We start from the raw sequence: 25732 nt of genomic DNA, 5'->3' as shown, positions 1-25732 counted from the left end.
TATAGCTATGAACACCTTGCAAAGACTTCGGATATTCGGCTTATCGCTGCTTCTGCTTACCGGGTTATCGGTTCACGAAAAAGTGACAGCCCAGCCCGGTGTTTCCATTTCTTTTCAAACATTTTATAATGAATTGTCTCCTTACGGACGCTGGATCAATTCACCTCAGTACGGATCGGTCTGGACTCCGAATGTCAGCCAGGGTTTTCAACCTTATTCAACCAATGGATATTGGGAAGTGACTGAGTACGGGAATACCTGGGTTTCGGATTACGACTGGGGATGGGCCCCTTTCCATTATGGCCGCTGGTCGTTTGATGATTACAATGGCTGGTTCTGGATTCCCGGTTACGAATGGGGACCGGCCTGGGTTAACTGGCGCTCAGGTGGTGACTATTACGGATGGGCTCCGCTGGGCCCGGGTATGAATGTGAATATTTCGATCAATATTCCTTCATTCTGGTGGGTATTTGTTCCTCAGCGTTACATTGCTACACGCAACTGGTACAGCTACTGTGCGCCACGCAACCGGGTGACTCATATTTACAACCAGACCACGATCATTAACAACTATTATCGCGGAAACAACCGGGTCTATGCTTACGGCCCAAGACGCGATGAAATGGAACGTGTGACCAGAAGGAGTATCCCTGTTCGTCAGTTAGATAACAACCAAAGAGGACGTGTCATTACGGATCGTCGCAGTAATGATCGGTACGATGCACCAAATCACAACGCACCGGTTTATCGTAACGACCGAAGAGCAGCAACCATAGATGGCCGCTACAGTAATGACGCGGACAGAAATTATGACAACGGAAGATACGGTCAGTCAAACGGTAGAACAGGCTCGTCAAATCCTGGTTATGACCGCCCTGGATCTGACAGATCAGGCTCAGAAAGATCAGGCCAGTATGGACAGGGACAAACTGAACCAGGCCGTGGCAGAACCAGCAGTCCGGATGTGTATAACAACAGAAGCTCCGAACCAGCCAGACAATCTAACAATCCAGGTGCAGAACAACGTCGTGAATATGGAAACCCTTCTTCAGGTTCTGATCGCGGCAGCAGATCAGGGCGTTCAGCAGAAATGGGAAATTCTAATTCAGGACGATCAGGTGGTGAAGCCCCGGCGGTACGTTCGGCTCCGGCAGAAAGAAATTCTGCTCCGAGAAATAGTGGAAGAAGCGAAACCAGATCTGATAACAATGGCGGTGGCGGGCGTTCAGAGAGAAGCAGCAGATCTCCAAGATAATTCCTGAAACCCCTGACCCGGCCCGTTGAGAAAATATTCTTAACGGGCTTTTGTTTGTTTGAGCTGAAAATTAATGGGTATTTTTCCGTTAAAATAGACTCTTGAAGGTATCTAAACAGCTGGCGTGTTAATGGAAATACAATTTGACATTGAGTTTAAGGAAAGTGCACCCAAGTACATGCAGATTATTAAATCCCTTCTACAGGCGATTAGTAAGGGGAAACTTAAAAGAGGCGACAAAATACCTTCTATTAACCAATTAAGTGAAGAATATTTATTGTCCCGAGATACAGTTGAAAAAGCCTATAAACATCTGATTAAAGATGGCGTGCTGATATCTGTCCGTGGAAAAGGTTATTTTATCAATCGGGTGGATATTGAAAATACGGTTCGTATTCTGCTGGTTTTTAATAAAATAAGCAATTATAAAAAACAGATCTACAACGCGTTCGTAGAGAACATGGGACGTAATGTCAACGTAGATCTGCACATTCATCATTCCAATATCAATATTTTTAAAAACCTGATCAAAAATAGTCTGGGTGAATACAACTACTATGTGATCATGCCTCACTTTTATGAAAAAGCGGAGGAAGCGATTGAAGTACTTAAAATGATTCCGCCCGAAAAACTGGTTTTACTTGATAAGGACATTGATTTAAACAGTAAAAAACATTCATCTGTTTTTCAAAATTTCGAGAAAGATATTGTTGCTGCTTTAAATGAAGCAACCGATCTGTTAAAGGTTTACAAAAAACTTATCCTTATTTTCCCAACCATTATTCCCTATCCCAAGGAAATTATAAAAGGATTCCGGATTTTCTGTATTCAGCATCAGTTTGAACATGAGATCATCTACGACTTTCATGAAAACAGTTTGGTTCAAAAAAATGCCGCTTATGTGGTTATCGAAGAAAATGACCTGGTGAATCTGATCAAAAAGTGCAGGGAACAACAGCTGGCGATCGGCAAGGACATCGGTATCATATCCTACAATGAAACACCGTTAAAAGAAATCCTGCTCGACGGAATTACAACCATTTCAACTGATCATGAACAAATGGGCCGAACCGCTGCGGAGCTTATTAATGAGGGCAGACAGGCGATTGTTAAAAATCCGTTTACATTGATTCGTAGGAAGTCGTTGTAATATAAAAGCGGTCTGTATCGGTTGTTAAACCTGGTACAAACCGCTTTTATATTGTTTAAATCAGATTATAGCCCGGTTGCAACCGTTACTCTTCCCCTTTCATTCATCAGCTCTGAGCGAACCTGAAGATTTCTAAAAAGACCAATCGGATCCAAAGCGCCACCGCTCAAACGCATTGATTCACGAACCAACGGTCTGACATCCGTTCTGAATGCATTTTGCAGGATCTGCTGAGCTAGAACAACATCGTTTTGCTGACGCGCCTGTTCCAGTTTGTTACGATCCACAAGTAACGCCTGCGCATAAGAAAGCAAAATCGCCTCAACAGATTGAAGCAAATCTTCCAAAGGATCTTTTACGTTGTGGCTAGCATCAATCATCCAGGCAAAGGCATCACTGCCCTTTCCTGCACGTTTCATTCCTTCTACCAGTTCCACAAAAATCAGGAACAACATATAAGGACGAATACTTCCAACTGTCAAATCATCATCACCATATTTGGAATCATTGAAATGGAAACCAGCCAGACGGCCTTCCATCATCAGTGTAGCTACAATTTGCTCGATGTTTGCATTTGGCAAATGATGGCCTAAGTCAACAAGAACATCCGCTTTTGCTCCCAGTTTCTGGCAGAAAAGCAATGAGCTTCCCCAATCCTGAATAACTGTTGAATAGAAATTTGGCTCGTAGGCTTTATATTCTACAAACACTTTCCAGTCATCAGGAAGTGCAGCATATATTTCCTGTAAAGATTCCAGCGTGTTCTGGAAGGATTTTACAAAATTGGACTGACCCGGGAAACATGAACCATCAGACAACCAGATCGAAAGTGCTTTTGATCCCAGTTCTTTTCCGTATTTTATTACTTCAATGTTGTGATCCACAGCCTGTTTTCTTACCGCCTTATCAACATGAGAAAGTGATCCGAATTTGTAAGACAATTCCTGATCTTTCTGATCCTGGAAAGTATTGGAATTCACAGCATCAAATGTCAGGTCCAGGGAAGAAGCAAGACTGATCACCGATTCAGCCTGACTTGGTATGTCCCAGGGAATATGAAGTGATATTGATCCGCTTGAACGGTTCAGGGTGTGAAGTAAACCTACGTCCTCAATTTTTTCTTCAAGATTACGCGGTTCTCCTCCTCCTGAAAAACGGCCAAAACGTGTTCCGCCGGTTCCCAAAGCCCAGCTTGGTATCGCAACCTGAAATGCTTCAAGCTGTTTTACGATATCATTGGCATTAATCCCCTGTTCGCCAAGCTGTTCTTTCAGAAAAATGAACTGATTGTTATGTTTTGAAAATAAGCTGTCGTTATGCTGATCAACCTGATATTTTTCGATTTTCATGTTTTATAGCTTTAAGCTGATGACCTTCAGGCCTACGCCTTGATCACAAGCTGTTTTCAATTTAATTAATTCATGCTATAAAGAATGAAAAGTTCAAAGGCCAAAACCTTCAAACTTTTTCAAACTAAAAAACTTTTACATCTATCTTACAAAAGCAGCCGGAACACCGCCGTCTACATTGATTACGTTTCCTGTGCTTTTGCTCAATAAACCTCCTACCAAGACAAAAACGCCGTTTGCGATATCTTCGGTATGAATTTCAGCACCTAAAACCGTACGTTTTGCGTAATATGCCGGCAATTCTTCAATTTTGATTCCGTACGCTTTTGCACGGCCTGCCGCCCAGCCACTTTCCCAGATTTTACTTCCGGAAATAACCGCATCAGGATTCACAACGTTCACACGGATTTTGTCCGGGCCAAGTTCAGCCGCCAACAGACGTGTCATGTGCTGCTGTGCCGCTTTAGCTGTTCCATAGGCAACGTTGTTTGGCCCTGAAACAAGGCCATTTTTGCTTGCGATGTTGACAATGTCACCACCCAATCCCTGCTGACGCATGATCGCAACGGATTCCTGAGAAACCAGGAACTGGCCTTTTACCAATACATCCTGCAAAATATCCCAATCCTTGATCGTTGTTTCTGCCAACGGTTTTGAGATAGAAAGACCAGCACAGTTTACAACGATATCAACGCCACCGAATTTTAGTTTTGTAGTATGTAAAGCAGCTTTGATCTGATCTGCATCCAACACGTTTGCGTTGGCTGTTGCAGAGAAATCTTTACCGAATTTACCGTCAAATTCAGCTTTTGTTTCAGCTAGCGCTTTATCATCGATATCAGAAATGACAACGCAGGCACCTTCCTGAAGGAATTTCTGAGCGATCGCTTTTCCAATTCCGCCTGATCCGCCGGTAACGATAGCCACTTTGCGTGAAAGTGCTTTTTCTTTTGGCATACGCTGTAATTTAGCTTCTTCCAAAAGCCAGTACTCAATGTCAAATGCTTCCTGCTCAGGTAGTGAAACGTAAGAAGAAATCGCTTCTGCACCTTTCATTACATTGATTGCATTGGTATAAAATTCCGCAGCAACTCTTGCAGTTTGTTTGTCTTTTGCAAAAGAGAACATACCAACCCCTGGCAACAGGATAATAACCGGATTCGGGTCACGAACTGCCGGACTATTATCATGCTTGCAGCGGTCGTAATAGGCCTGATAATCCACACGGTAAACTTCAAACTGCGGACGGATCTGATCCAGTATTTCAGAATCTGTTCCTGTAAGTTTTTCAAAAGGAAAATCCAATACCAACGGACGGATTTTGGTACGCAGGAAATGATCCGGGCAGCTGGTTCCCAAAGGAGCAAGTTTAGAAAGATCAGCACTTCCGATAAATTCAAGTACACGCTCATCATCGGTAAAATGCCCTATCATCGCTTGTTTGTCAGATGCAAGTCCTCTCAGATAAGGAGCAAGTTTACCCGCAATTTCAAGACGTGTTTCTGCCGATTCATTTTCAACAACTTTTCCACCGAACACAGGACGTGTTTTGCCGTAATTAGCTGCCAGATATTCCGAAGCTTTTTCGATTGTATCAAGCGTGTTGATGTAAGATTCGTAAGCTGTATCACCCCAGGTAAACAATCCGTGGCCACCTAAAACGATACCACGTATACCAGGATTTTCAGCAAGCGCTTGTTCCAGTTGCAATCCAAGATCGAAACCAGGACGCTGCCATGGCACCCACGCCAGTTCTCCGCCGAATAATTCTTTTGTAATCGCTTCTCCTTCTTTCGATGCAGCAATCGCAATTAATGCATCCGGGTGAAGGTGATCAATGTGTTTGAAAGGAAGCAAACCATGAAGAGGCGTATCGATAGAAGGTGCTTTTGATTTCAGATCATAAATACAGTGATTGAAAAGCTCAACCATTTCATCTTCAAATTCCAGTCCGCGGTAAATGCTTTTCAGATTATGCAGACGATCCTGATACAATCCTGCCAGTCCGCTTCTTGTTAGTGTTCCGATGTCTCCGCCGGAACCTTTGATCCACATTACTTCGACAGGATTTCCTGTCAATGGATCTTTTTCAATTGTTTTGCAACTTGTATTACCACCAGCATAGTTGGTCAGACGAAGATCTGCACCCAACAGATTAGAACGGTAAAGAAGAAGTGCTACCTGGTCATCACCCAAGGAAGCCGCTTTTTCATCGTCCCATAAATAACTTACGTACTTGTACTGGTCTGCTTTTGAACTGCTCATATTTTGCTTTTATTTAATTATCGATTTTAATGTATCAGGTATTATTTAGAAAGGATTTGTGAGACAAAAACTACGCTTCTAACACGATACAAGATTAGATAACTTACCCATCGGTACCGTCCTGTGGTATCCTGCATGTAGTAATAAATTGAGATTCAATGGGAGATAAAGAAGGACGTAGAGAAGTTTAGGAGTTAGGAGAAGGTAGAATAACAGGTTAAAAACGCAAAGAGCCGCGTCTGTTTATGGCGCAGCTCTTTCAAAAATGTTAAAACTTCTTATTTCCAAACCAACCCCATATTCGCAAACATAAATGCGTAAATATCAGCCTGCGTTTCCAAAGCTTTTTTGGTATTACTTGCTCCGTGACCGGAATTAGTATCTATCCGGATTAATAACGGATTTGTGGAAGTAGCGCCTGCCTTGGCCTGAAGTTCTGCTGCATACTTAAACGAATGCGCTGGCACCACCCGGTCGTCATGATCTGCAGTGGTGATCATTGTTGCAGGATATTTAGCGCCGGCTTTGATATTATGTAAAGGCGAATAGGCGTATAAAGTTTTAAACTCATCTGCATTATCGCTGCTGCCATAGTCCGCAATCCAGTTCCAGCCGATCGTAAATTTGTGAAAACGAAGCATGTCCATTACACCCACTGCAGGAAAAGCAACTTTAAACAGGTCAGGACGTTGGTTCATTACCGCGCCAACAAGCAATCCGCCATTGGATCCGCCCTGGATCGCCAGTTTACCGGACGATGTATACTTTTCTTTTATCAAGAATTCTGCCGCTGCAATGAAGTCGTCAAACACATTCTGCTTTTTTGCTTTCATTCCCTGCTCATGCCACTTTTCTCCATATTCACTTCCGCCACGCAGGTTGGCCTGCACAAATATGCCGCCCTGATTCAAAAAAGGTATGCGCGTTGAACTAAACGATGGCGGAAGACTGACATTAAAACCGCCGTAACCATAAAGAATGGTCGGGTTATTTCCGTCCAGTTTCAATCCTTTTTTGTAAGTGATAAAAGCAGGAATCTTTGTTCCGTCTTTGCTTGGATAAAACACTTGTTTGGTTTCGTAATCATCCGGTTTAAAGGAAACTTCCGGCTCACGAAAGACCGTGCTCTTTTGTGTAGCGATATCGTATTGGAAAATAGTTGGCGGATAGTTGAAAGATGTATAAGTATAAAACACAAAAGCATCTCCCCGCTCGCCTCCAAAACCTCCGGCGCTGCCAAGACCGGGCAGTTTCACTTCATTTTCAAGTTTGCCTTTTAAATCATACACATAAACCCGCGTAGTGACATCTTTAGAATATGATGCGAAAAGTTTACCGCCAGCGGTTCCAGCGCCTTGCAATGGCTCAGGCTTTTCGGGTAAAAATGTTTTCCAGGTTTTATTTTTTAATTCATAAAACAATACCTTGCTGTTCGGCGCATTCTCGTTTGTTTCAATTAAAAAGCCGTCCGTAACGTTTTCTACAAGACTGTAACTAAAGTCGGTGATCTCTTCTTTTACAGGGACAAATTTGCTTTCGCCCTTTTTCATTACCCAAAGCCCGTTCCCATCTTTTCCCTTTCCTCTGTCGCTTACGTATAAAACGGCATAAAGCTCATCTTCCGTTGTACTGACGGTGTGAAAACGCTGCGGATTTGCAGGATCTTCATAAATTAATTTGTCATCTTTTTGCGCTGTACCGATTTTATGAAAAAATACCTGATGATTTTCGTTTTTAGAAGCTAATGCACTGCCGTCCGGTTTGGGATAACTGCTGTAATAAAATCCGTCTCCCTGCCAGGCAGCACCGGAAACCTTTACCCATTCAACTTTGTCAGGAAGCATTTTCAGTGTTTTCATATCCATTACCTGATATTCCTGCCAGTCGGAACCACCCTGAGAAAAACCGCAGACTGCAAAAGAACCATCTTTGGAAAGACTAAAAACGACAAGACGTGTTGTCCCGTCGGCAGAAAGTTTGTTAGGATCCAGCACCACTTCCGGTGCCGCTTTCAAACCTTTTTGCCGGTATAAAACCGATTGGTTCTGAAGTCCGTCATTTTTGTAGAAATAAAAATAATCGCCCTTTTTGCTGGGTGCAGAATACTTAGGATAGTTATACGCTTTTTCAAGATCGTCAAAAATCTTACCTTTAAATGGTATTTTATTCAGGTATCCAAAGGTGACTTCGTTTTGTGATTTTACCCACGCTTCCGTTTCTGCAGACTTATCGTCTTCCAGCCAATGGTAAGGATCCTGTACTTTTGCCCCGTGGTATTCATCTGTATGTTCTATTTTTTGTGTTACGGGGTATTTTAAATTTTGAGTAAATCCCTCTGTTCCCGCCAGGGCTGCAATAACTGCTGTCATTGATGCGATTTTAAAATTCATATAAAAATTTGTAAACCAGTTTATTGAAAAACTAAATGCTTATACAAGAAACGCATTTGAAATAATAATTAATAATCGGTAACCTAAGAAAGGTAAAAAAACAAAGAGAATGTTCTTTATCTGAAAAAGATTAGCTTATTTTAAAACTAGTACTACATGACCTTCATCAAATATTCTTTACCTTAAACAATACGATAATAAGCCCTAAATTAAAATATGTCCGATGAACCGGAATCGAAAGATCCTGCTGTTTTTTCTTGTAAATCTGTTACTTTACACGACTAAGTGCAACGCCGACACAACACCATTTTCTCAGCCAGCAGCAACTTCCGGAATTCTTGATTTAAGAAAAACAGATCTTGACCGCTCCAGTATTCCGCTTCGCGGAGAATGGAAGTTCTTCTGGAATTCACTGCAAAATCCTGCCAGGACCACAGGTTACTTTGAGTACAGCATTTTTCCTAAATTATGGAGTAATACACTTTGGAAGAATAAGTCGATACCTTCTCAGGGATTTGCTACCTATGAGTTAAAAATTCTGCTGCCCAAATCTAACGAACAACTTGCCCTTAAACTTCCCGAGGTTTATTGTTCTTATAATCTGTTTGTTAACAGTAAACTGGTTGCAAAAAACGGCAGGCCAGGCACAACCAAGGAGACAACCGTCCCTTATTGGTCGGACCAGGTTAAACCAATTTTGATTTCAAATGATACATTAAATATCGTTCTTCAGATTTCCAATTTTCATCATCTTAAAGGTGGTGCTTCCAAGGAAATTAAAATTGGTTTGCTGACTAATCTTCAGGCGGATAGCGATGTCGACCGTGCAATTGATTATTTTCTAACGGGCTGTATTTTCATGGGCGGGTTTTTCTTTTTGGGACTCTACCTGTTTGGCCGCCATGATAAGTCAATTCTTTACTTTTCCCTTTTCTGTTTGTTTTACAGTTACCGGATACTGGGATCACGACAGTACACGCTGCAATCCATGTTTCCGGATCTGAGCTGGACATTTACCATTCATTGTGAGTATTTATCGCTCTTTATGGCCGTTGCGATGTTTACACTGTATACCAGGTATCTGTACCCCGAAGACGCTCCTCAAAGAGCACTTTCGGTTATGACGGGTGTTTGTCTGGCATTTGCCCTGATTACGGTTATCACCCCTCCGATCCTATTCACCCGACTCATAGATCCTTTTATTTTTATCGTCATCGCCTATATCGCTTTTGCAGTAATAATTTACTGGAAAGCAGTTAAAAATAAGCGCGTCGGGGCAAACTATGCTTTGGTGAGCACCTTTGCCATTTTCATTATCATCATTTGTGTCATTTTGGAGTACTACGGAATCGCCACGCCGTTTGATATTGTCATGTTCCTTGGCTACCTGATCTTCTTCTTTTGCCAGTCGCTGATCCTGACTTTCAAATTTGCCTATACCCTCAAAAAAGCCAAAGAGGCGGCCGAGCTCGGTCTGAAGGTAAAAAGCGAGTTCCTGAGTACCATGAGCCACGAGATCAGAACGCCGCTTAATTCTGTAATTGGGATGACACACCTCATGATGAAAGATGTTCCCCGTCCGGATCAAAAGGAGCATTTGGACGTCCTTTTATTTTCAGCCAATAACCTGCTCACAATTGTCAATGATGTACTCGATTTTAGTACAATCGAAGAAGGCAAAATTAGTTTTAATCCGGGCCCGATGGATGTAACTTCCATTGCAAGAAACATCATTTCGGGCTACAAAGCAGCCGCCAATAACGTTGCGGTAAATTTCATTCTGGATCTTGACAACAACCTCCCCTCACAGGTTTCCGGAGACAGCACACGTACTTCGCAGATCATAAGTAATCTGGTTCACAATGCAATAAAGTTTACGAGTGCTGGCCATGTAAAGTTATCCGTCAAAGAAGTGTCCAGAAATGAAGAAGAAATAACATTGAAAATTCTGGTTGAAGACACAGGAATAGGCATTCCATTGGATAAACAGAAAATGGTCTTTGAACGGTTTACACAAGCTGATTCCTCTTCTTCACGCAACTTTAGCGGTACAGGGCTGGGCTTGGCTATCAGCAAACGCATACTTGAACTTCAGGGAATTGAACTGTATTTGGAAAGTGAGCCCGGCAAAGGCTCGGTTTTTTACTTTACTCAAACATTCCCCATTTTAAAAGAAAAAATTATTGCCGTGCAGCCCCAGACCGAAAGAAAATTCCCATTAGAAAATGTTAAAATTTTAATAGTTGAAGATAACCCAATGAATGTCCTTGTGTTAAAGAATTTTTTGAAGCGATGGGGCGCTGTTTCCGAAGTTGCTCAAAATGGGAAAGAGGCACTGGAAATCCTGGATTCGTCCAAACACCAGATCATTTTGATGGATATGCACATGCCGGTTATGGACGGTTATGAAGCAACAAAACAATTACGTTCCAAAGGAGAGACCATACCTGTAATTGCGCTCACGGCCAGCGTTGCTTTAAATGTAGATGAAAAAATCTACGGGATAGGGATTAACGATATTGTAGTAAAACCTTTTGTTCCGGAGGAGTTGCTGAATATGATATTGAAATATGTGCGGTAATAAATGACTTACTGTTATAATTATTTTCTCTTATAATAATTAAGTGTAACCCGCTGAGCGTTTCCCTTTTCACTTATGCTATAAAAACCATTATTCTGACGGTCAAAACTTATCCCTTCTCCCTGAGGTTCAAGAACAACAGAATGTTGTTTTAAAGCATTTTGAGATAGTGCTTGCGCAACGGTCTCTCCGGTTTTCCTTTTCCAATAATAGGTCGTCAGATAGGTTCTGATCAGAATTTCGGCCCCGTCAGAAGCGATATCTCCGCTTGTAGCAGTGTTAACAGCAGGTATTGTTCCGGTCTTTTCTGCGGTCATTACTCCGGTGGTAGATTGGGGATAGGCCAGCCTGTAAATTCCCGTTTGCCCGGATTCTTTGGATATTACAAAAATATCTTTGGTTACAGGATCCAAAAGTAGTGTTTCGGCATCACGCGGACCATCAGGATACTTAAATGTGATTTTTTCAAGCTGGCTGCCTTCAAATGACGCAGTGATATTATTTATTTCGGGTATTCGGTAAATAATATTGGTTTCGGTCATTGGGGGGTTATTGTTTCCAATATCACCAATGTAAAGATAATTCGTTCCATCCCTGGGTCCGGGGCCTTTTGTCATATCCTCCCAGTCGTGATTCACCGCGCCGGGAATGTTAAATTCTTTAATACTTTTTCCATCGCCGCTGACCAGATACAAGGATGCCGGCTGTCCGGAATCCTGATGCGTCCATAAATAACCATCCATATTAACACTGGCAGCCAGACCGGAAGCTTCATCGATTAAACCCGGTGTGATATCAAATTTTTGCGGAGCAGTTTCAAACTGATCTGACCTTCCTTCCGACGGTCCGGGATTGGAATCGCAGGCAATTATAAAACAAGTTATAAGCAATAACAGCATAGTTATGGTTTGCGGGATACCTGTTTTATTTTTATTCATAAAGAACGCATCATGTTAGATTTAGTAAAAATACGTACTTTTGCGCCATTTATTATCAGGCACTTTCTTTTTATCAGTATTAAAATAATTATATGTTACGTACACATACCTGTGGTGAGTTAAGCTTAGAGCATGTAAATCAGGAAGTTGTATTGTGCGGATGGGTTCAGCGTATCCGTGACAAAGGTGGAATGGTTTGGTTGGATTTACGTGATCGTTATGGCTTGACCCAACTTCTTTTTGAAGAAGGAAAAACTCCGGCAAGTGTCTTGGAAACAGCCCGTTCTTTGGGGAGAGAGTTTGTAATTTCTACCAAAGGAATTGTGATTGAACGTCTCTCCAAAAATGATAAAATAGCTACCGGATCCATCGAAATCCGGGTTTCAGAGCTATCCATTTTAAATGCTGCGAAACTTCCGCCGTTTCTTATTGAAGATGAAACAGATGGCGGAGATGATATCCGCATGAAATACCGTTATCTCGACCTTCGCAGAAATGCTGTACGTAAAAATTTGCAGTTACGCCATCAGGTAGCGCGCCACACAAGGGCATATCTTGATGAACTTAATTTTATAGAAGTCGAAACTCCGGTTCTTATCAAATCCACACCTGAAGGTGCCCGTGACTTTGTTGTGCCCAGCCGGATGAATCCGGGAGAGTTTTATGCGCTGCCGCAATCTCCCCAAACATTCAAACAATTATTGATGGTTGCAGGATTTGACCGCTATTATCAAATTGTGAAATGTTTTCGTGATGAGGATTTACGTGCAGATCGTCAGCCTGAATTCACTCAGATCGACTGCGAAATGTCATTCGTAACACAGGAAGACATCCTGAATACGTTCGAAGGACTTATACGTAATTTGTTCAGCAAAGTTAAAGGCATAGAACTTCCGGAAGTTCCCCGCATGACCTATGCAGATGCGATGCGTTTATATGGCTCGGATAAGCCGGACATTCGTTTTGACATGAAATTTACAGAGCTTAAAGGAGAAGACATTGATCTTACTTCCGGCAAAAGCTTTGGTGTATTTGATGATGCCGATTTAGTAGTGGGCGTTTGTGCCCCTGGCTGCGCAGTTTACACGCGTAAACAAATGGACGAGCTGACCGATTGGGTTAAGCGTCCGCAAATCGGTGCAAAAGGACTTATCTATGTTCGCTACAACGCAGACGGAACAATAAAATCTTCTGTCGATAAATTTTATTCTGAAGAAGATCTTAAGAAATGGGTAGAAGCTTTTGATGCTAAACCAGGCGATCTGATTCTGATCATGTCAGGAGTTGCAGACAAAGCCCGCAAGCAATTGAATGAAGTTCGTCTTGAAATGGGTTCTCGCCTGGGATTCCGTAACCCGGACGACTATCGTGTACTTTGGGTTCTTGATTTTCCGTTATTGGAATACGGAGAAACTGAAAACCGCTGGTTTGCGATGCACCATCCTTTTACAAGCCCAAAACCGGAAGATATCAGCCTGCTGAATACCGACTTAGGGAAAGTAAGGGCCAATGCATACGATATGGTAATCAATGGTGTAGAAGTAGGCGGAGGTTCTGTAAGAATTTTCGAAAAGGACCTACAGCAGCAAATGTTTGGCATCCTTGGATTCTCTCCTGAGGAAGCACAGGAACAATTCGGATTTCTAATGAACGCCTTCGAATTCGGAGCGCCTCCGCATGCAGGTATCGCCTTTGGTTTCGACAGATTATGTTCTTTATTCGGAGGTGTTGATTCCATCCGTGACTTCATTGCCTTCCCAAAAAACAACTCAGGCCGTGACGTAATGATAGATTCTCCGTCTATAATTTCTGACGTTCAGCTGAAGGAGTTGTCGATTTTAACAGCAAACTAGACTATGGTAGTTAATTACTAACTTTACTTCTATAATTTGCTATTATTAAATGTGATAGCAGAGAATATCTTATAATTTAATCGCGTTAGAACAAACCTTTTACCTGCTTTACATGCATCGCACATTATTCCGAAAGGTATTTACAATTGGGATTTCTTTTGTTTTCTCAATCATTTTTACTCCAATCATTGTTAATGCGCAGGACATTGACCCATCCACAATTTCAAACTCGCAAGCGGTAGAATACTATAAAAAGGCAAAAGCAAGCGGTATGTCGGATATGGATATTGAGCAAGCCGCTCTGCAAAAGGGGTATACGTTAGATCAGATAAGCGCAATGCGAAAGAAATTGCAGCAAACTCCAACTCTAATAGCTCCGGCAACGGTAGGTAAAACGGTTATAGACGAAACACGAAAAAATAATGACACGGCTACAGTCAATAAGAAAATAGCAAGTGTAAAAAAAGACGCTACCTCTAAACCAACTTTTGGCTCTAATTTTTTCGAGAATGCGGCGATGACATTCGAGCCTAATTTAAGAATTGCTACACCCAGAAATTATATTCTTGGACCAGAGGATGAATTAGTTGTAGATATTTATGGCAACTCGGTAGACAATTTTCGTCTAAAAATCAGTCCGGAAGGTACCGTCAAAATGCTTAACCTAGCGCCAGTTCAGGTTAGTGGTCTCACGATTGAACAGGCCTCAGAGCGAATTGTTAACCGGTTGCGACAAGCATATTCATCACTCAATCGACCTGGTGGCGGTACCTATTCGACAATCACTTTGGGCAATGTGCGAAGCATCCATGTAATGGTGACAGGAGAAGTGACCAGGCCAGGCAGCTACACAATGTCATCGCTTTCTACCGCATTTAATGCACTCTACCAGGCCGGGGGGCCCAATTCCAACGGTTCCTATCGTAACATCGAAATTATAAGGAATAATAAGACAATCCGAAGTATCGACTTGTACCGATTTTTAGTTGATGCAAATCTCCAGGATAACATTGCATTACAGGATCAGGACATTATTTTAATCAGGCCATTTTTAGCTCGGGTGGAGCTTTCAGGTGAAGTTAAGCGCCCGGGCTTATTTGAAGCAAAAGATGGAGATTCATTTGACGATTTGCTTCGTTATGCGGGTGGATATACACCCGTTGCTTATTCTTCATCAATCCAATTTCGCCGTAATACAGGAAGTGAACTAAAAGTAGGTACTATTCAGGGAACAAATGTGAAAAGCTTTATACCACAGAATGGTGATGTATATCAGATTGGTAAAATTTTAGACCGGATTGAAAATAGGGTTATCATAGAAGGTGCTGTTTTTCGTGAAGGTGAATACGCAATTGACGAACAATCGAATACGGTCAAAAAACTTATCGAACGTGCTGCAGGCATACGAGAGGATGCATTTTTAAACAGAGCTCTAATCCAACGCCAAAGCAAAACTTTAAGGCCTGAATTGATAGCTTTCGATCTGGAAAAGATGCTAAGTGGCCAAATAGAGGATATTCCTCTCCAAAGGGAGGATATCGTGACAATTAAATCAATAGATGATTTAAAGGAAGGCTACAGTTTGCAAGTATACGGGTCGGTGATTAGTCCGGGAACTCAGGATTATTATGATGGTATTACAATTTCAGATGTGATATTTAAAGCTGGTGGTTATGCTGAAGGTGCCATACCTTATCGGATCGAGGTTTCCCGTCGGGTAAAAGAAGATACCGTTGGATTAACCGCTTCACAAAATGTAAGGATTTTCACAATAGACGTAGCAGAGGATCTAAAAATTACGACACGCGACCAACAGTTTAAACTTCAACCTAGCGACATAATCTACATTCGCAAGTCACCTCGCTATGAGGTACAAAAAACAATTTCAGTACTTGGAGAAGTTAATTATCCCGGAACTTATACCATTGTTTCCAACCATGAGAGGATCAATAATTTATTCCAAAAAGCTGGGGGCTTAAAAGATGGTGCTTATCTACACGGATCACGATTTTTTAGAAGGGGGGAACTTGTGGCGGTTGATCTGGATGCTATAATAAAAAATCCTTCTCATGCCTCAAACTTATTATTGATTGACGGAGATTCTTTATACATCCCCAGAAAGTCTGAAACGGTACGTATTCAGGGCGGGGTTCAAAATCCATCCCTTGTTAACTTTGATCCATCCTTCACTTATAAAGATTACATATCTCAGGCAGGAGGGTATGGAGAGAACGCATGGAAAAACAGAGTATATGTTTCATATCCTAATGGAAGAACATTCAGAACCAAAAAGTATTTGGTTTTTACAACGCGGCCAACTCTTGAGCCTGGTTCTATCATTACCGTTCCTATTAAAGAGGAAAAGCAGGATCGCCAAACCGCTCCCGGTGAGCGAATTGCGCTCATCTCATTGCTAACTACTATGGCAGTTGCTGTAATAAGCTTGTTTAAGTAAACTATTAATCAGAAAATTATGTCTGAATTCGCCACTATAAACAAAGAAAGTTTGACAATACCGAACAATGAGATTCGATTGAAAGATTTAATTACTTTCATAAAAAGAAACTTGCTTCTACTAATAGCGGTATCAGCTGTCAGCGCTATATTAGGAGTCGCCTTTAGTTTTTCTCTGCCGAAAATGTATAATTCGCAAATTATACTTCTTCCCGAGTATGGTGCACTTAAAAAGAACTCTCTAAGCTCACTTTTAAACACCAATATGCTTCGTGACGGAGTGGAAAAACTCGCGCCCGAATTGTATCCAACAATCCTAAAAAGCTCTTTATTAGGCATATATTTATTACAGCAACCCGTAATTGATCAAGACAATAAGTCCTACAAATCACTTGACATTTTTCTTCAGCAAACAATTAAGCCCGGATTGCTTTCGGGTGTGTTTTCATCTAATACTCAGGAAAAAATTGTGATTCCGCCCAAAATACCAGGGGCTATCTCATATTCAAGAGCAGAAGAAAGGAAAATTAAAAGTGCCCTTGCTTTGATTAACTCGGAAATAGATATAAAAAATGGTGTTCTGACAGTAACCGCGTCAACCGAAGATCCTATTGTTTCCGCAATAGTTGTCGAAGCGAGTAAAACATTTTTGATAAACTACGTTGAAGAGTATCGGACGGATAAAGCTACACAGGAAGTTCAAATGCTTTCCGGACAGGTTACAAGCTCACGCAGACGTCTGAGAAATACAGAGTTGGCCCTACAGAGCTACCGGGACAGAAACAGGAATCCATTTCTTAATGTTGCAAGAATCGAGGAACAACGTTTACAATCGGATTATGTATTGGCAGAGTCGCTATATTCTGACCTAGTGCGCAGATACGAGCAGGCAAAGATCAAAGTTAATGAAGAAAAACCTGTGTTTAAAGTTATAGAACCGGCCAAAATTTCCTTAAACAAATCAAGCCCAAAAAGATTACGAATCGGTATTATTTCGGGATTTCTTGGAGCATTCATCTGTCTACTTTATATCATTTTCATTAAAGAGAAACTATTTCGTCAAACATTTAGTCCAAATCTTCGATGACTCTTTAATTTAGTTGATTCTATCAATGGAATATAACTTCGTTTATTTGCAAAAGACTGGCCTTTCATTACTTAACATAATCAAAATTTTCACTGTAAGGCTGAATCTTTTATCATGCAAATTTTAAAACGTTTCGAAAAACTGAGTAAATCTTTCAGGTCGGTGATGCTTTCCTTCCTTACTCAATTTTCAAATTCAATTCTAAGTTTTATTATGATACCAATACTTTTAGGGTATCTAAATAAGGAAGACTACGGATTATGGGTAACATTAGTTTCTTTAGTTAGCTGGATCTTCGTCTCAGATTTCGGAATTGGTCAGGCGTTCCGAAACAGAGTGACCAGTTATCTTGCAGACGGAGATAAAAAAGCCTTAAATAGACATTTTAGAATTACATTCCAGTACTACTGCATACTTGGAATCGCAATACTGGCTTTTTTTGTCTATTTACTTAACACAAATGAGGTACTGCAGAAAAACAAAGATATTGCTCTAATTATATATCTGCCTTATATAATTTATTTTCCATTTAGTCTAGGCACACAAATTCTTCAAGGCCTTAGACTTGTTCATGTTACAGGAATACTTACACTTTCAAGAGCCGCCTTATGGGCGATTTTTGTGGGAATTCTTGTCTTAACTGAGATTGAGGAAAACTTAATTTTAATATCCATTGGATACAGCGCTATTCAAACCTTTATTAACTTAATTACCATTTACATTGCTGGTAAAAAATCAGACATCAAACTTCCTACAAAAAAAGAATTTTTAAGTAAATTAGTTTATGACAACACTATCTTGGTCGGAATTAGATTTTTTGTTTTACAACTTAGCAATCTGATATTGTACACCATGGGGAATTATTTTGTATATTCTAACCTCACACCAACATCAACAGCCATCTATGATACGATAAATAGAGTTTTCACACTATACATGACATTCTTTAATATCATAATTACTGTATTTTGGTCCGAAATCGCTTTTCTTAGAGAAACCGGTGACTTCATTAAGTTACAATTGATTTACAAAAAACTTCTGACCATTTCGATGCTATTTGCTGTCGGATCGTTACTGGTCGTATTTATGGCTCCCTGGTTTATACAAGTCTGGACACAAGGAAAGATAAATATCACCACCATCGATTGCATACCTTTTGCATTCCTGGTTTCTGTTCAGGCTATTGCATATACAGGAACAGTATTTTTAAATGCTTTTGAAAAAATAAATACACAAGTGATAATTTCGGTTGTTAGCATAATCATTATTTATCCATTGATCAAGCTTGGGTTTAAATACGAATTGGGAATTGCAGCTGTACCTATTGTTTGTGGGATTCTTGTTCTGCCGATACTGCTAGCCGCTCACCTAACCGCGAACCAATTGATTAAATCGCACGGAGTTATCAATAGCTAATACATACCAATTAATATTATGGACAATTATGATTTCTACCAGCTACTAGACGATTACAGTTGGTTTTTCATATGTTTGATACTATCATCAGGACTAATTCATTTCCTGGTTTTTAAGAAATTTATATCAACTTTGTTCGATCCATATCTTCTAAGCGTTGTTGCTTCTGTATTTTCAGTCGCTGATGTCGCTCTTTTATACATATCCAACAATATTTCATTTTATCTTTTCAGTAGTTTTATTTTAACTCAAATTTCATTTTGGCTTGGTCTCTACTCAATTAGCATTGCTAACACCTATGGTAATTTATTAAGCCCCTATAAAAAAATATACAACACAAATTTAAATACTACTAAGAAGGAGATAACCTTTTACTTTTTTTCAATTGTATTCATTCTATCACAAACAGCCATATACATTTTAAAAGGTATACCGCTTTTCATGGCATCAAGACTTGATACGTTTGCGGAAGGAACAGGAGAAGGTGTTCTTGGACGTCTCACCGACGTTACATCAATATTCGTCTTATACTACTTCTTAGATACCGTCGACTTAAAGTTGCCCAAAATTACTGATTTACCTAAATGGTTAGTTATGATATTTCTTTTTCTATCCCTTCTGTTGAGTGGAAGCAAAAGCAGCTTTTTAATTACATTTAGCGTTTTCTGGTGCTATATGGTGTATTCTAGTATGAACGGCATAGATATCAGCTACTTCTTGAATATATTTAAAAAGCACTATAAAAAAATCCTAGTTGTTTCGCTGATCTTAGTTTCAGGCATTATTATTGGACAAAATTCCAAAGATGATGAAATAAGCTCGACAATAAATCCTTTGCTCTCCTTAGGGATGAGGTTTATCCACAGCGGAGACGTATACTGGTATGCCTATCCGAACAACATTTACCTTACCATTGACGGAGAACCATCATTTAAAGCTTTATTCTTAGATGCGTTTGGCTTACTTCGTATATACGAGTACAAAGAGCTTCCACAGGCAATAGGAATAACTTTAAAAGATATTCATCACCCAAGTGATACAGTATCCGGACCGAACGCGCGACATAATGTTTTTGGCTTGATCTATTTCGGTTTTTTTGGAAGTATAATATTTTCATATTTATTAGGGGTTATCATATCTTTCCTGCGCAATATATTGCCAAGGACACTAAAATATTCCTCATTAAACGGATTTATCTTTACCTATTTAGTCATAAAACTGTCCTTATTAGACACCGATCCAATGCTTGGGTTTACCTATGTTAACAATATCTTGATAGTTTTTCCTATATTGTATATTATCAACATGTTTATAACAGATACGCTTATAGCAATTACTTCGAAAGAAATTACCAGTGAAGCCGAAATCATTAATGTATGAAATATGAATAGCACACAACCAACTATATCTATCATCACGGTCGTGTACAATGCCAGTCAAACTATCGAACAAACTATAAAAAGTGTAATCGAACAGAGTTATAAACAAATTGAATATATAGTTATAGATGGAAAATCAACAGATGGAACATTAGACATTCTTGAAAAATACAAAAAAAAAATTTCCATCCTAATTTCCGAACCGGATAATGGCATTTACGACGCTATGAACAAAGGTTTAACATTAGCCAAAGGAGATTATATTTATTTTTTGGGTGGAGACGATATACTTTTTGATAAAACTGTAATTGAGGAAATCACAAAATATTTGGATGATCCACAAACCGTATATTATGGAAATGTACTATTCTTACAAAGACAAAAGATTTATGACGGTAAATTTGACAAATTAAAACTGGCAACCAGAAATATATGCCATCAAGCTATTTTTTATCCTTCTAGTGTATTTCACGAATTTAACTATAATACTAAATACATCATATTTGCTGATTACCACCTCAATATACAAATCTTCTTCAATTCTAAATATAATTTCCAGTTTATAAATCTCATTATAGCAATTTTTAATGATGATGGACAATCTGGAAAAAAAACAGTAGACAAATATTTTGAAAAAGATAGATTTAAAATATTTTATAAAAACACACCTAAATATATATTTTTATATCGCTTATTTCGAAGTGCTCTTTCTTATATATTCAAGTTGAGCACTAACAAATAGACAGAAAAAATCGCCATGATGGAAATTCTAGTATGATATGAGCAAACAAACCTTAAGTATAATAATACCATTCTACAATGGCGAAGAATTTATTGGTAGACTTATCAAGTCAATTAATGACTCAATTTTACTCTGCGAGAAAGAAGACCTAAATTTCGAGATAATTATAATAATAGATTCACCAAAGACCAGAGAATTGGATATTCAATACTTAGTCAATTCTCACTTATCATCGAACAAACTTATAAATCTTAAACTAGTTAAAAATAAAGAAAATCTGGGTGTAGCAAAATCAAGGAATATTGCTCTAGATCTCAGCACCGGGGATTTTATTCATATTATAGATCAGGATGACGAAATTGACAAAGCACTTTATCCAAACTTTGTTTCTTTGAGATTTCAAAATAATTTCATCTTGCTAAATGGAGTTATTAAATATAGTAATAGCCGATTTAATGAACATCTTTTTTACTTCAAATCGCCCAAACTGTCTTTAAAGGAACTGATTCTTGATGATTTCATACGTTCCCCAGGGCAGGTTATCTTCAGTCGGAAGGTACAGAACGGAATCCATTTTCCTACGACTAATAAACACAAAGGTGCAGATGATAAATTCTTCTGGATACTTATGTTCCTTAAATATCAAAAGTTCATAAATCCGATTTATTTAAATGCTCCGTTATACATAGGTTACATACATGAAAGCAATTTTAGTGCAGATAACCAGAATCTTCAATTAAGCGCACTTGAAAATTGGGATTCTATATTAGAAAAAAACAATGAATTTGGCCGATATCAGAAGTATGTGAATCGAAATATTTACTACCTAAAATATATTACAGGTAATTCCACCAATCTTAAATCTAGCTTGATGGGTATTTATGAAAAGATGGTATATTCCTTTGATGTAAATCGCGTAGTTAGATATATAAAAAAAAGACAATGAAAAAAATACTTTATGTAGTGTCTACATTGAGAAGACTTGGCCCTACAAATGTTTTATACAATTTAATTTCAAAGCTTGACAGATCCAAATTCTATCCTGTTATACTAACGCTAAGTCCCGAAGACCCAAATCATCATAGTCTAGAGCATGATTTCGAGTTATTAGAGGTTGAAATCCATAAGTTAAATTTATCCAGAATTGAAGGCTTTTTTTGGGCAACCTCGAAGATTTTTAATTTTGTAAAATCTAATAAAATTGATATTGTTCACATAAATGGATTTAGAGGAGATTGGCTTACAAGAAGAAACAAGAATAATAAATTGAAAATAGTAACTACTATTAATAGTAATATTTTCGATGACTACACAATGTTGTACGGAAAAATATATGGGCGTATAATGGCAAGCCTTCACATTTCCGCAATTCGAAAAAAAGACGCTGTCGGTTGCTCTAAATTTGTTGCCAAACAAGTAAATGATAGATATGGCGCCGACTTGAAAGTTATCTATAACGGAATACCCAAAGAGAGTTACCAGCCAGCAACAACAGAAGAAAAATTGAAACTCAGAGAAGAACTCGCTTTACCCATCCCCAGTACTATTTTCTTATTTGTGGGACTTTTGATATATAGAAAGGATCCTGTCACCGTCATTAAGGCATTTATAGAATCACAAAGTAAGTCAAATTCTACTATGATTATTATTGGAGATGGTCCCCTTATGCAAGAATGTAAGACCGCTGCAAAGGACAGCAAAAATATAATATTTCTGGGTAACCGACCCGAGACACTGAATTATCTGAGGGCATCTGACTTTTATATCGCTTCATCTTTTTCCGAAGGTCTTCCTACATCCGTGATGGAGGCAATGGGCTGTGGAATTCCCGTTATCTTATCCGACATAGATCCCCACAAGGAACTAGTTGCAGATATTATTTCCTGGCCTTATACTTTTCCCACATCGGACTATATCACACTTGCAAAGAAAATGGATTTGATCCTGAAGGAGGATTACAATAAACTTAGAAGGGAATGTAGAAACGTGATTGAGAATCAAATAAATGCGACAATTATGGCTAGCAAGTATGAACAATTATATTTATCGGAAATATAAATTAGTTTGAGTTTCTTATACTATTGCATAAATAAGTCCCGATTATATCCAAAGTTGCAAAATGCTAATTCTTAAACTGATAACGAAACATTAAATATAAATCATGAAAGGAAAGTGTCTAGTCATCGGCGGTGGAGGTTTCATTGGCTCTCATTTAGCCGAAGGTTTACTATCAGATGATTACGAGGTTAGAATATTCGACATTAGTAATTTTGATAAGAGAAATCTTATATCGTTTATTCATAAAGTTGAGATTTGTGAGGGAGATTTTTCGAACCCTATTGACATTGCTTCGGCGCTCAGGGGCATTGACTTTGTATATCATCTTGTCAGTTCTACAATTCCTTCTAATTCGGTATTAAATCCTTCATATGACATTGAGTCAAATGTAATTCCCAGTATCATTCTGTTACAACAATGTATTCAGGCTTCAATCCAGAAAATTGTTTTTATTTCTTCCGGAGGAACAGTTTATGGCATTCCTGAACACCTTCCATTGTCTGAGTCACACCCATCGAATCCAATAAGCTCGTACGGCATTGCCAAGCGTACTATTGAAAGCTATATTTCACTTTATAACAAGCTTTGGGGCTTGAATGCATGCATTTTTAGATTATCCAATCCTTATGGTGAACGGCAGAATCCACTTGGAAAGCAGGGTGTAATACCTATATTTCTTCACAAAGCCTTTCGTAAGGAAATCATTCAAGTATGGGGAAATGGTGAGGTAATCCGTGATTATATTTACATCAATGATGTGACAAGTGCTCTTATTAAAGCAATCAAGATCGAAACACCTGAATTGGTTTATAATTTAGGAAGCGGAGTAGGAACTTCGATTAACCACATATTGGATTTTATAAAAGAACAGGTTAATCCCAGCGTCAAAATAAACTATCTGGAAAGTCGTGATTTTGACGTACCGGAAAATGTACTTGACATAACCCTGCTGCTGAAAAGATTTGAGTTAAAAAACCAAATAAATCTCGAAACCGGGTTATCCATTATGATGAAGCATTTTCAAGATAATGGCTACATAGGTGTAAATAAAGAGTCATAAGATTTGGTGCTAAGTGCCAAATAAGGATGGATTTTCGATCAGTCTTATTGCTTGTGCAGTCTATTATAATAATAATTATTCAGTAAATGACATCAGCCATTAAATTTTCAGTTTTACTGCCACTATACTTTAAAGAAGATACAAAAGTTCTTACACAATGTTTCGAAAGCTTATTGGAGCAAACTTTACCAGTTCCACAGGTAGTTCTTGTTATAGACGGTCCTGTTCGCGATGAATTATTGGATGTAGTTGCCCGATTCAAACCTAAATTTCTAAGTTTTAAGATATTACAACTCCCTGAAAATCGTGGGTTGGCGAACGCTTGTAATGTAGGTATTCTCGAGTGCGATCATGAGCTTATTGCCCGGATGGACACAGATGACATATGTTATCCGCAGCGATTTCACGAGCAGATACCTATTATGCATGCTAACCCCTCATTGTCTGCCCTTGGATCCGCTACGCAGGAATTCAATCATCTTCCAGGCGACCTAGGTATTTATCGCCAGCCACCGACATCTATTGATAAAATCAGAAAATGGGCCAAATTTCGTAATCCCATCAATCACCCTTCCGTAGTATTTCGCAAATCCGATGTTCTAAAAGTTGGTGGCTACCGTGTAGATCTTGTCAACTTTGACGATTATTTTCTTTGGATAACATTATTACAAAAAGGATATCAAATTGAAAACCTAAAGATATCATTAGTGCACTGCAGAATTGGTAATGATATGATAGGTCGTCGCCAAGGTTGGACTTATCTCAAATACGAATTACAATTTCTAGCCGAGGCTAGAAAACTCGGGTTTCTTAATTTTTCACAACAACTTATATCGATTTTCACTAGAATTCCATCCAGGATACTTCCTAAATCCATTTTGCAACCTGTATATTTATTTTTCTTAAGAAATAACAAAAAATAAATAGTTCAACAAAAGGACTGCTGGTTGTATTTTGCTGTCAATTACGAAATCAAAGTATGGATCAACTCCGTCCTGATTTTAACGCTCGATCAATATTTTGTGAGATAACGGAAGCGCACTCATCTTTTTAATTTTTATTAAATACTCTCCACGAGGCAACATTCTTACATCAATGTTTTTAGTTGGGTGACTAGATCTGAATACAATTTTTCCAAAGATATTGTATATTTCAACTGATACTTTTGACCAATCTGTAATGTTGACAGTCAAGAAATCCGAAACAGGATTAGGAAAAAAGTTTAAGTCTTTCGTCTCTTGAATATAAGCATGAGCTATTGTACTATAAGTGTATGACTCATCCTTATCTATCATTTTTAAACGGTAATAATTATTACTTATAGCAGGTTTAGCGTGTACGAAATTGTATTTCCTTTGACTAAGGCTGTTACCATAGGCTAATACGGTATGGAGTAAGTTCCATTCTTTACCGTTTATACTATGCTGAATCTGAAACCTTTCACTATTCGTTTCAGTGTAAGCATCCTATGAACCACATATTTCTTAAGAGAAACGTGGTTTTTACTTTTGACTTAAAAACCAATCAAAATGGATCAGTCGGAAGAGATGTTCAAATTAGTAAGGGAATGGCGTAAAAGTGGGCTAACCCAGAGTGAATTTTGCAAGCCACATGGCATCACGGTAGCCAAATTTGGTTACTGGGCGGGAAAAGAAAAGTTGGCCGCGCGGTTGCCTGTCGAAAAGGTAGGTGGCTTTGTTCAGATATCAGGCCAACAATCCGCATCAAATGATTCTTGCCAGATTGTCTACCCAA

The 25732-nt window shown here is 39.1% G+C and carries 19 protein-coding genes; 14 read left to right on the top strand and 5 right to left on the bottom strand.

Annotation, left to right across the window (positions count from 1 at the left end; genetic code table 11):
- Nucleotides 1-7 precede the first annotated feature (7 nt).
- Nucleotides 8-1255 carry a DUF6600 domain-containing protein gene (locus E0F88_RS19005; RefSeq protein ID WP_131959870.1) on the top strand — a complete coding sequence of 416 codons (1248 nt, stop codon included), beginning with the start codon at nt 8-10 and terminating at the stop codon, nt 1253-1255.
- Between the two features lie 130 nt (nt 1256-1385).
- Nucleotides 1386-2405, top strand: coding sequence for a GntR family transcriptional regulator (locus E0F88_RS19000; RefSeq protein WP_131959869.1), 1020 nt, complete (start codon nt 1386-1388; stop codon nt 2403-2405).
- 65 nt (nt 2406-2470) lie between these two features.
- On the opposite strand, the gene E0F88_RS18995 is transcribed toward E0F88_RS19000, so the two are convergent.
- From E0F88_RS18995 to E0F88_RS18985, 3 genes are all read right to left on the bottom strand, one after another.
- Nucleotides 2471-3754 carry a sugar isomerase gene (locus E0F88_RS18995; RefSeq protein ID WP_131959868.1) on the bottom strand — a complete coding sequence of 428 codons (1284 nt, stop codon included), beginning with the start codon at nt 3752-3754 and terminating at the stop codon, nt 2471-2473.
- 141 nt (nt 3755-3895) lie between these two features.
- Entirely contained in the window at nt 3896-6019 is a 2124-nt protein-coding gene (locus E0F88_RS18990; RefSeq protein ID WP_131959867.1) for a bifunctional aldolase/short-chain dehydrogenase, read from the bottom strand.
- Between the two features lie 278 nt (nt 6020-6297).
- Complete coding sequence (locus tag E0F88_RS18985) at nt 6298-8388, bottom strand: prolyl oligopeptidase family serine peptidase (RefSeq protein ID WP_131960121.1); 2091 nt, start codon at nt 8386-8388, stop codon at nt 6298-6300.
- A gap of 244 nt (nt 8389-8632) precedes the next feature.
- On the opposite strand from E0F88_RS18985, the gene E0F88_RS18980 reads away from it, so the two are divergent.
- Nucleotides 8633-10990: a response regulator gene (locus E0F88_RS18980; RefSeq protein WP_131959866.1), complete on the top strand. Its 2358-nt coding sequence runs from the start codon at nt 8633-8635 to the stop codon at nt 10988-10990.
- A gap of 20 nt (nt 10991-11010) precedes the next feature.
- On the opposite strand, the gene E0F88_RS18975 is transcribed toward E0F88_RS18980, so the two are convergent.
- Nucleotides 11011-11928: a YjiK family protein gene (locus tag E0F88_RS18975; protein WP_131959865.1), complete on the bottom strand. Its 918-nt coding sequence runs from the start codon at nt 11926-11928 to the stop codon at nt 11011-11013.
- A 92-nt stretch (nt 11929-12020) separates the two neighbouring features.
- Between E0F88_RS18975 and aspS the strand changes: the two genes are divergently transcribed.
- From aspS to E0F88_RS18925, 10 genes are all read left to right on the top strand, one after another.
- Complete coding sequence (gene aspS / locus E0F88_RS18970) at nt 12021-13781, top strand: aspartate--tRNA ligase (RefSeq protein ID WP_131959864.1); 1761 nt, start codon at nt 12021-12023, stop codon at nt 13779-13781.
- Between the two features lie 112 nt (nt 13782-13893).
- Nucleotides 13894-16236, top strand: a complete 2343-nt coding sequence (locus tag E0F88_RS18965) for an SLBB domain-containing protein (RefSeq protein WP_131959863.1) — start codon at nt 13894-13896, stop codon at nt 16234-16236.
- Nucleotides 16237-16254: 18 nt separating this feature from the next.
- Nucleotides 16255-17322: a Wzz/FepE/Etk N-terminal domain-containing protein gene (locus E0F88_RS18960; protein ID WP_131959862.1), complete on the top strand. Its 1068-nt coding sequence runs from the start codon at nt 16255-16257 to the stop codon at nt 17320-17322.
- 114 nt (nt 17323-17436) lie between these two features.
- Complete coding sequence (locus E0F88_RS18955; protein ID WP_131959861.1) at nt 17437-18738, top strand: lipopolysaccharide biosynthesis protein; 1302 nt, start codon at nt 17437-17439, stop codon at nt 18736-18738.
- Nucleotides 18739-19179: 441 nt separating this feature from the next.
- Nucleotides 19180-20118, top strand: a complete 939-nt coding sequence (locus tag E0F88_RS18950) for a hypothetical protein (RefSeq protein ID WP_165940108.1) — start codon at nt 19180-19182, stop codon at nt 20116-20118.
- Between the two features lie 3 nt (nt 20119-20121).
- The gene (locus E0F88_RS18945) at nt 20122-20859 is read left to right on the top strand and encodes a glycosyltransferase family 2 protein (RefSeq protein ID WP_131959859.1); all 738 of its coding nucleotides are present in this window, start codon (nt 20122-20124) and stop codon (nt 20857-20859) included.
- 37 nt (nt 20860-20896) lie between these two features.
- On the top strand, nt 20897-21805 hold the full coding sequence (locus E0F88_RS18940) for a glycosyltransferase family 2 protein (protein ID WP_131959858.1): 909 nt from the start codon (nt 20897-20899) through the stop codon (nt 21803-21805).
- Entirely contained in the window at nt 21802-22917 is a 1116-nt protein-coding gene (locus E0F88_RS18935; protein ID WP_131959857.1) for a glycosyltransferase family 4 protein, read from the top strand. Before E0F88_RS18940 ends, E0F88_RS18935 begins: the two co-directional genes overlap by 4 nt.
- A 103-nt stretch (nt 22918-23020) precedes the next feature.
- The gene (locus E0F88_RS18930; RefSeq protein WP_131959856.1) at nt 23021-23977 is read left to right on the top strand and encodes an NAD-dependent epimerase/dehydratase family protein; all 957 of its coding nucleotides are present in this window, start codon (nt 23021-23023) and stop codon (nt 23975-23977) included.
- An 86-nt stretch (nt 23978-24063) separates the two neighbouring features.
- Nucleotides 24064-24900, top strand: a complete 837-nt coding sequence (locus E0F88_RS18925) for a glycosyltransferase (RefSeq protein WP_131959855.1) — start codon at nt 24064-24066, stop codon at nt 24898-24900.
- Between the two features lie 78 nt (nt 24901-24978).
- Here E0F88_RS18925 and E0F88_RS18920 read toward each other — a convergent pair whose 3' ends face one another.
- On the bottom strand, nt 24979-25272 hold the full coding sequence (locus tag E0F88_RS18920) for a T9SS type A sorting domain-containing protein (protein WP_131959854.1): 294 nt from the start codon (nt 25270-25272) through the stop codon (nt 24979-24981).
- 234 nt (nt 25273-25506) lie between these two features.
- Between E0F88_RS18920 and tnpA the strand changes: the two genes are divergently transcribed.
- Nucleotides 25507-25732 (top strand): IS66 family insertion sequence element accessory protein TnpA (gene tnpA / locus E0F88_RS18915; RefSeq protein ID WP_131959853.1); only part of this gene is annotated, 226 nt, incomplete at its 3' end.

This window comes from Dyadobacter psychrotolerans (genome assembly GCF_004349265.1).
Classification (GTDB): domain Bacteria; phylum Bacteroidota; class Bacteroidia; order Cytophagales; family Spirosomataceae; genus Dyadobacter; species Dyadobacter psychrotolerans.
This window is presented reverse-complemented; position numbering and strand designations above follow the sequence as displayed.

Bases quoted from the DNA above. Each gene is read 5' to 3' on its own strand.
- E0F88_RS18985 (WP_131960121.1), bottom strand. From the start codon at position 8,388: ATGACAGCAGTTATTGCAGCCCTGGCGGGAACAGAGGGATTTACTCAA.
- E0F88_RS18935 (WP_131959857.1), top strand. From the start codon at position 21,802: ATGAAAAAAATACTTTATGTAGTGTCTACATTGAGAAGACTTGGCCCT.
- aspS (WP_131959864.1), top strand. From the start codon at position 12,021: ATGTTACGTACACATACCTGTGGTGAGTTAAGCTTAGAGCATGTAAAT.
- E0F88_RS18975 (WP_131959865.1), bottom strand. From the start codon at position 11,928: ATGAATAAAAATAAAACAGGTATCCCGCAAACCATAACTATGCTGTTA.
- E0F88_RS18930 (WP_131959856.1), top strand. From the start codon at position 23,021: ATGAAAGGAAAGTGTCTAGTCATCGGCGGTGGAGGTTTCATTGGCTCT.
- E0F88_RS18925 (WP_131959855.1), top strand. From the start codon at position 24,064: ATGACATCAGCCATTAAATTTTCAGTTTTACTGCCACTATACTTTAAA.
- E0F88_RS19005 (WP_131959870.1), top strand. From the start codon at position 8: ATGAACACCTTGCAAAGACTTCGGATATTCGGCTTATCGCTGCTTCTG.
- E0F88_RS18960 (WP_131959862.1), top strand. From the start codon at position 16,255: ATGTCTGAATTCGCCACTATAAACAAAGAAAGTTTGACAATACCGAAC.
- E0F88_RS18950 (WP_165940108.1), top strand. From the start codon at position 19,180: ATGGCATCAAGACTTGATACGTTTGCGGAAGGAACAGGAGAAGGTGTT.
- E0F88_RS18945 (WP_131959859.1), top strand. From the start codon at position 20,122: ATGAATAGCACACAACCAACTATATCTATCATCACGGTCGTGTACAAT.
- E0F88_RS18965 (WP_131959863.1), top strand. From the start codon at position 13,894: ATGCATCGCACATTATTCCGAAAGGTATTTACAATTGGGATTTCTTTT.
- E0F88_RS18920 (WP_131959854.1), bottom strand. From the start codon at position 25,272: ATGATAGATAAGGATGAGTCATACACTTATAGTACAATAGCTCATGCT.
- E0F88_RS18980 (WP_131959866.1), top strand. From the start codon at position 8,633: ATGAACCGGAATCGAAAGATCCTGCTGTTTTTTCTTGTAAATCTGTTA.
- E0F88_RS19000 (WP_131959869.1), top strand. From the start codon at position 1,386: ATGGAAATACAATTTGACATTGAGTTTAAGGAAAGTGCACCCAAGTAC.
- E0F88_RS18940 (WP_131959858.1), top strand. From the start codon at position 20,897: ATGAGCAAACAAACCTTAAGTATAATAATACCATTCTACAATGGCGAA.
- E0F88_RS18995 (WP_131959868.1), bottom strand. From the start codon at position 3,754: ATGAAAATCGAAAAATATCAGGTTGATCAGCATAACGACAGCTTATTT.
- E0F88_RS18955 (WP_131959861.1), top strand. From the start codon at position 17,437: ATGCAAATTTTAAAACGTTTCGAAAAACTGAGTAAATCTTTCAGGTCG.
- E0F88_RS18990 (WP_131959867.1), bottom strand. From the start codon at position 6,019: ATGAGCAGTTCAAAAGCAGACCAGTACAAGTACGTAAGTTATTTATGG.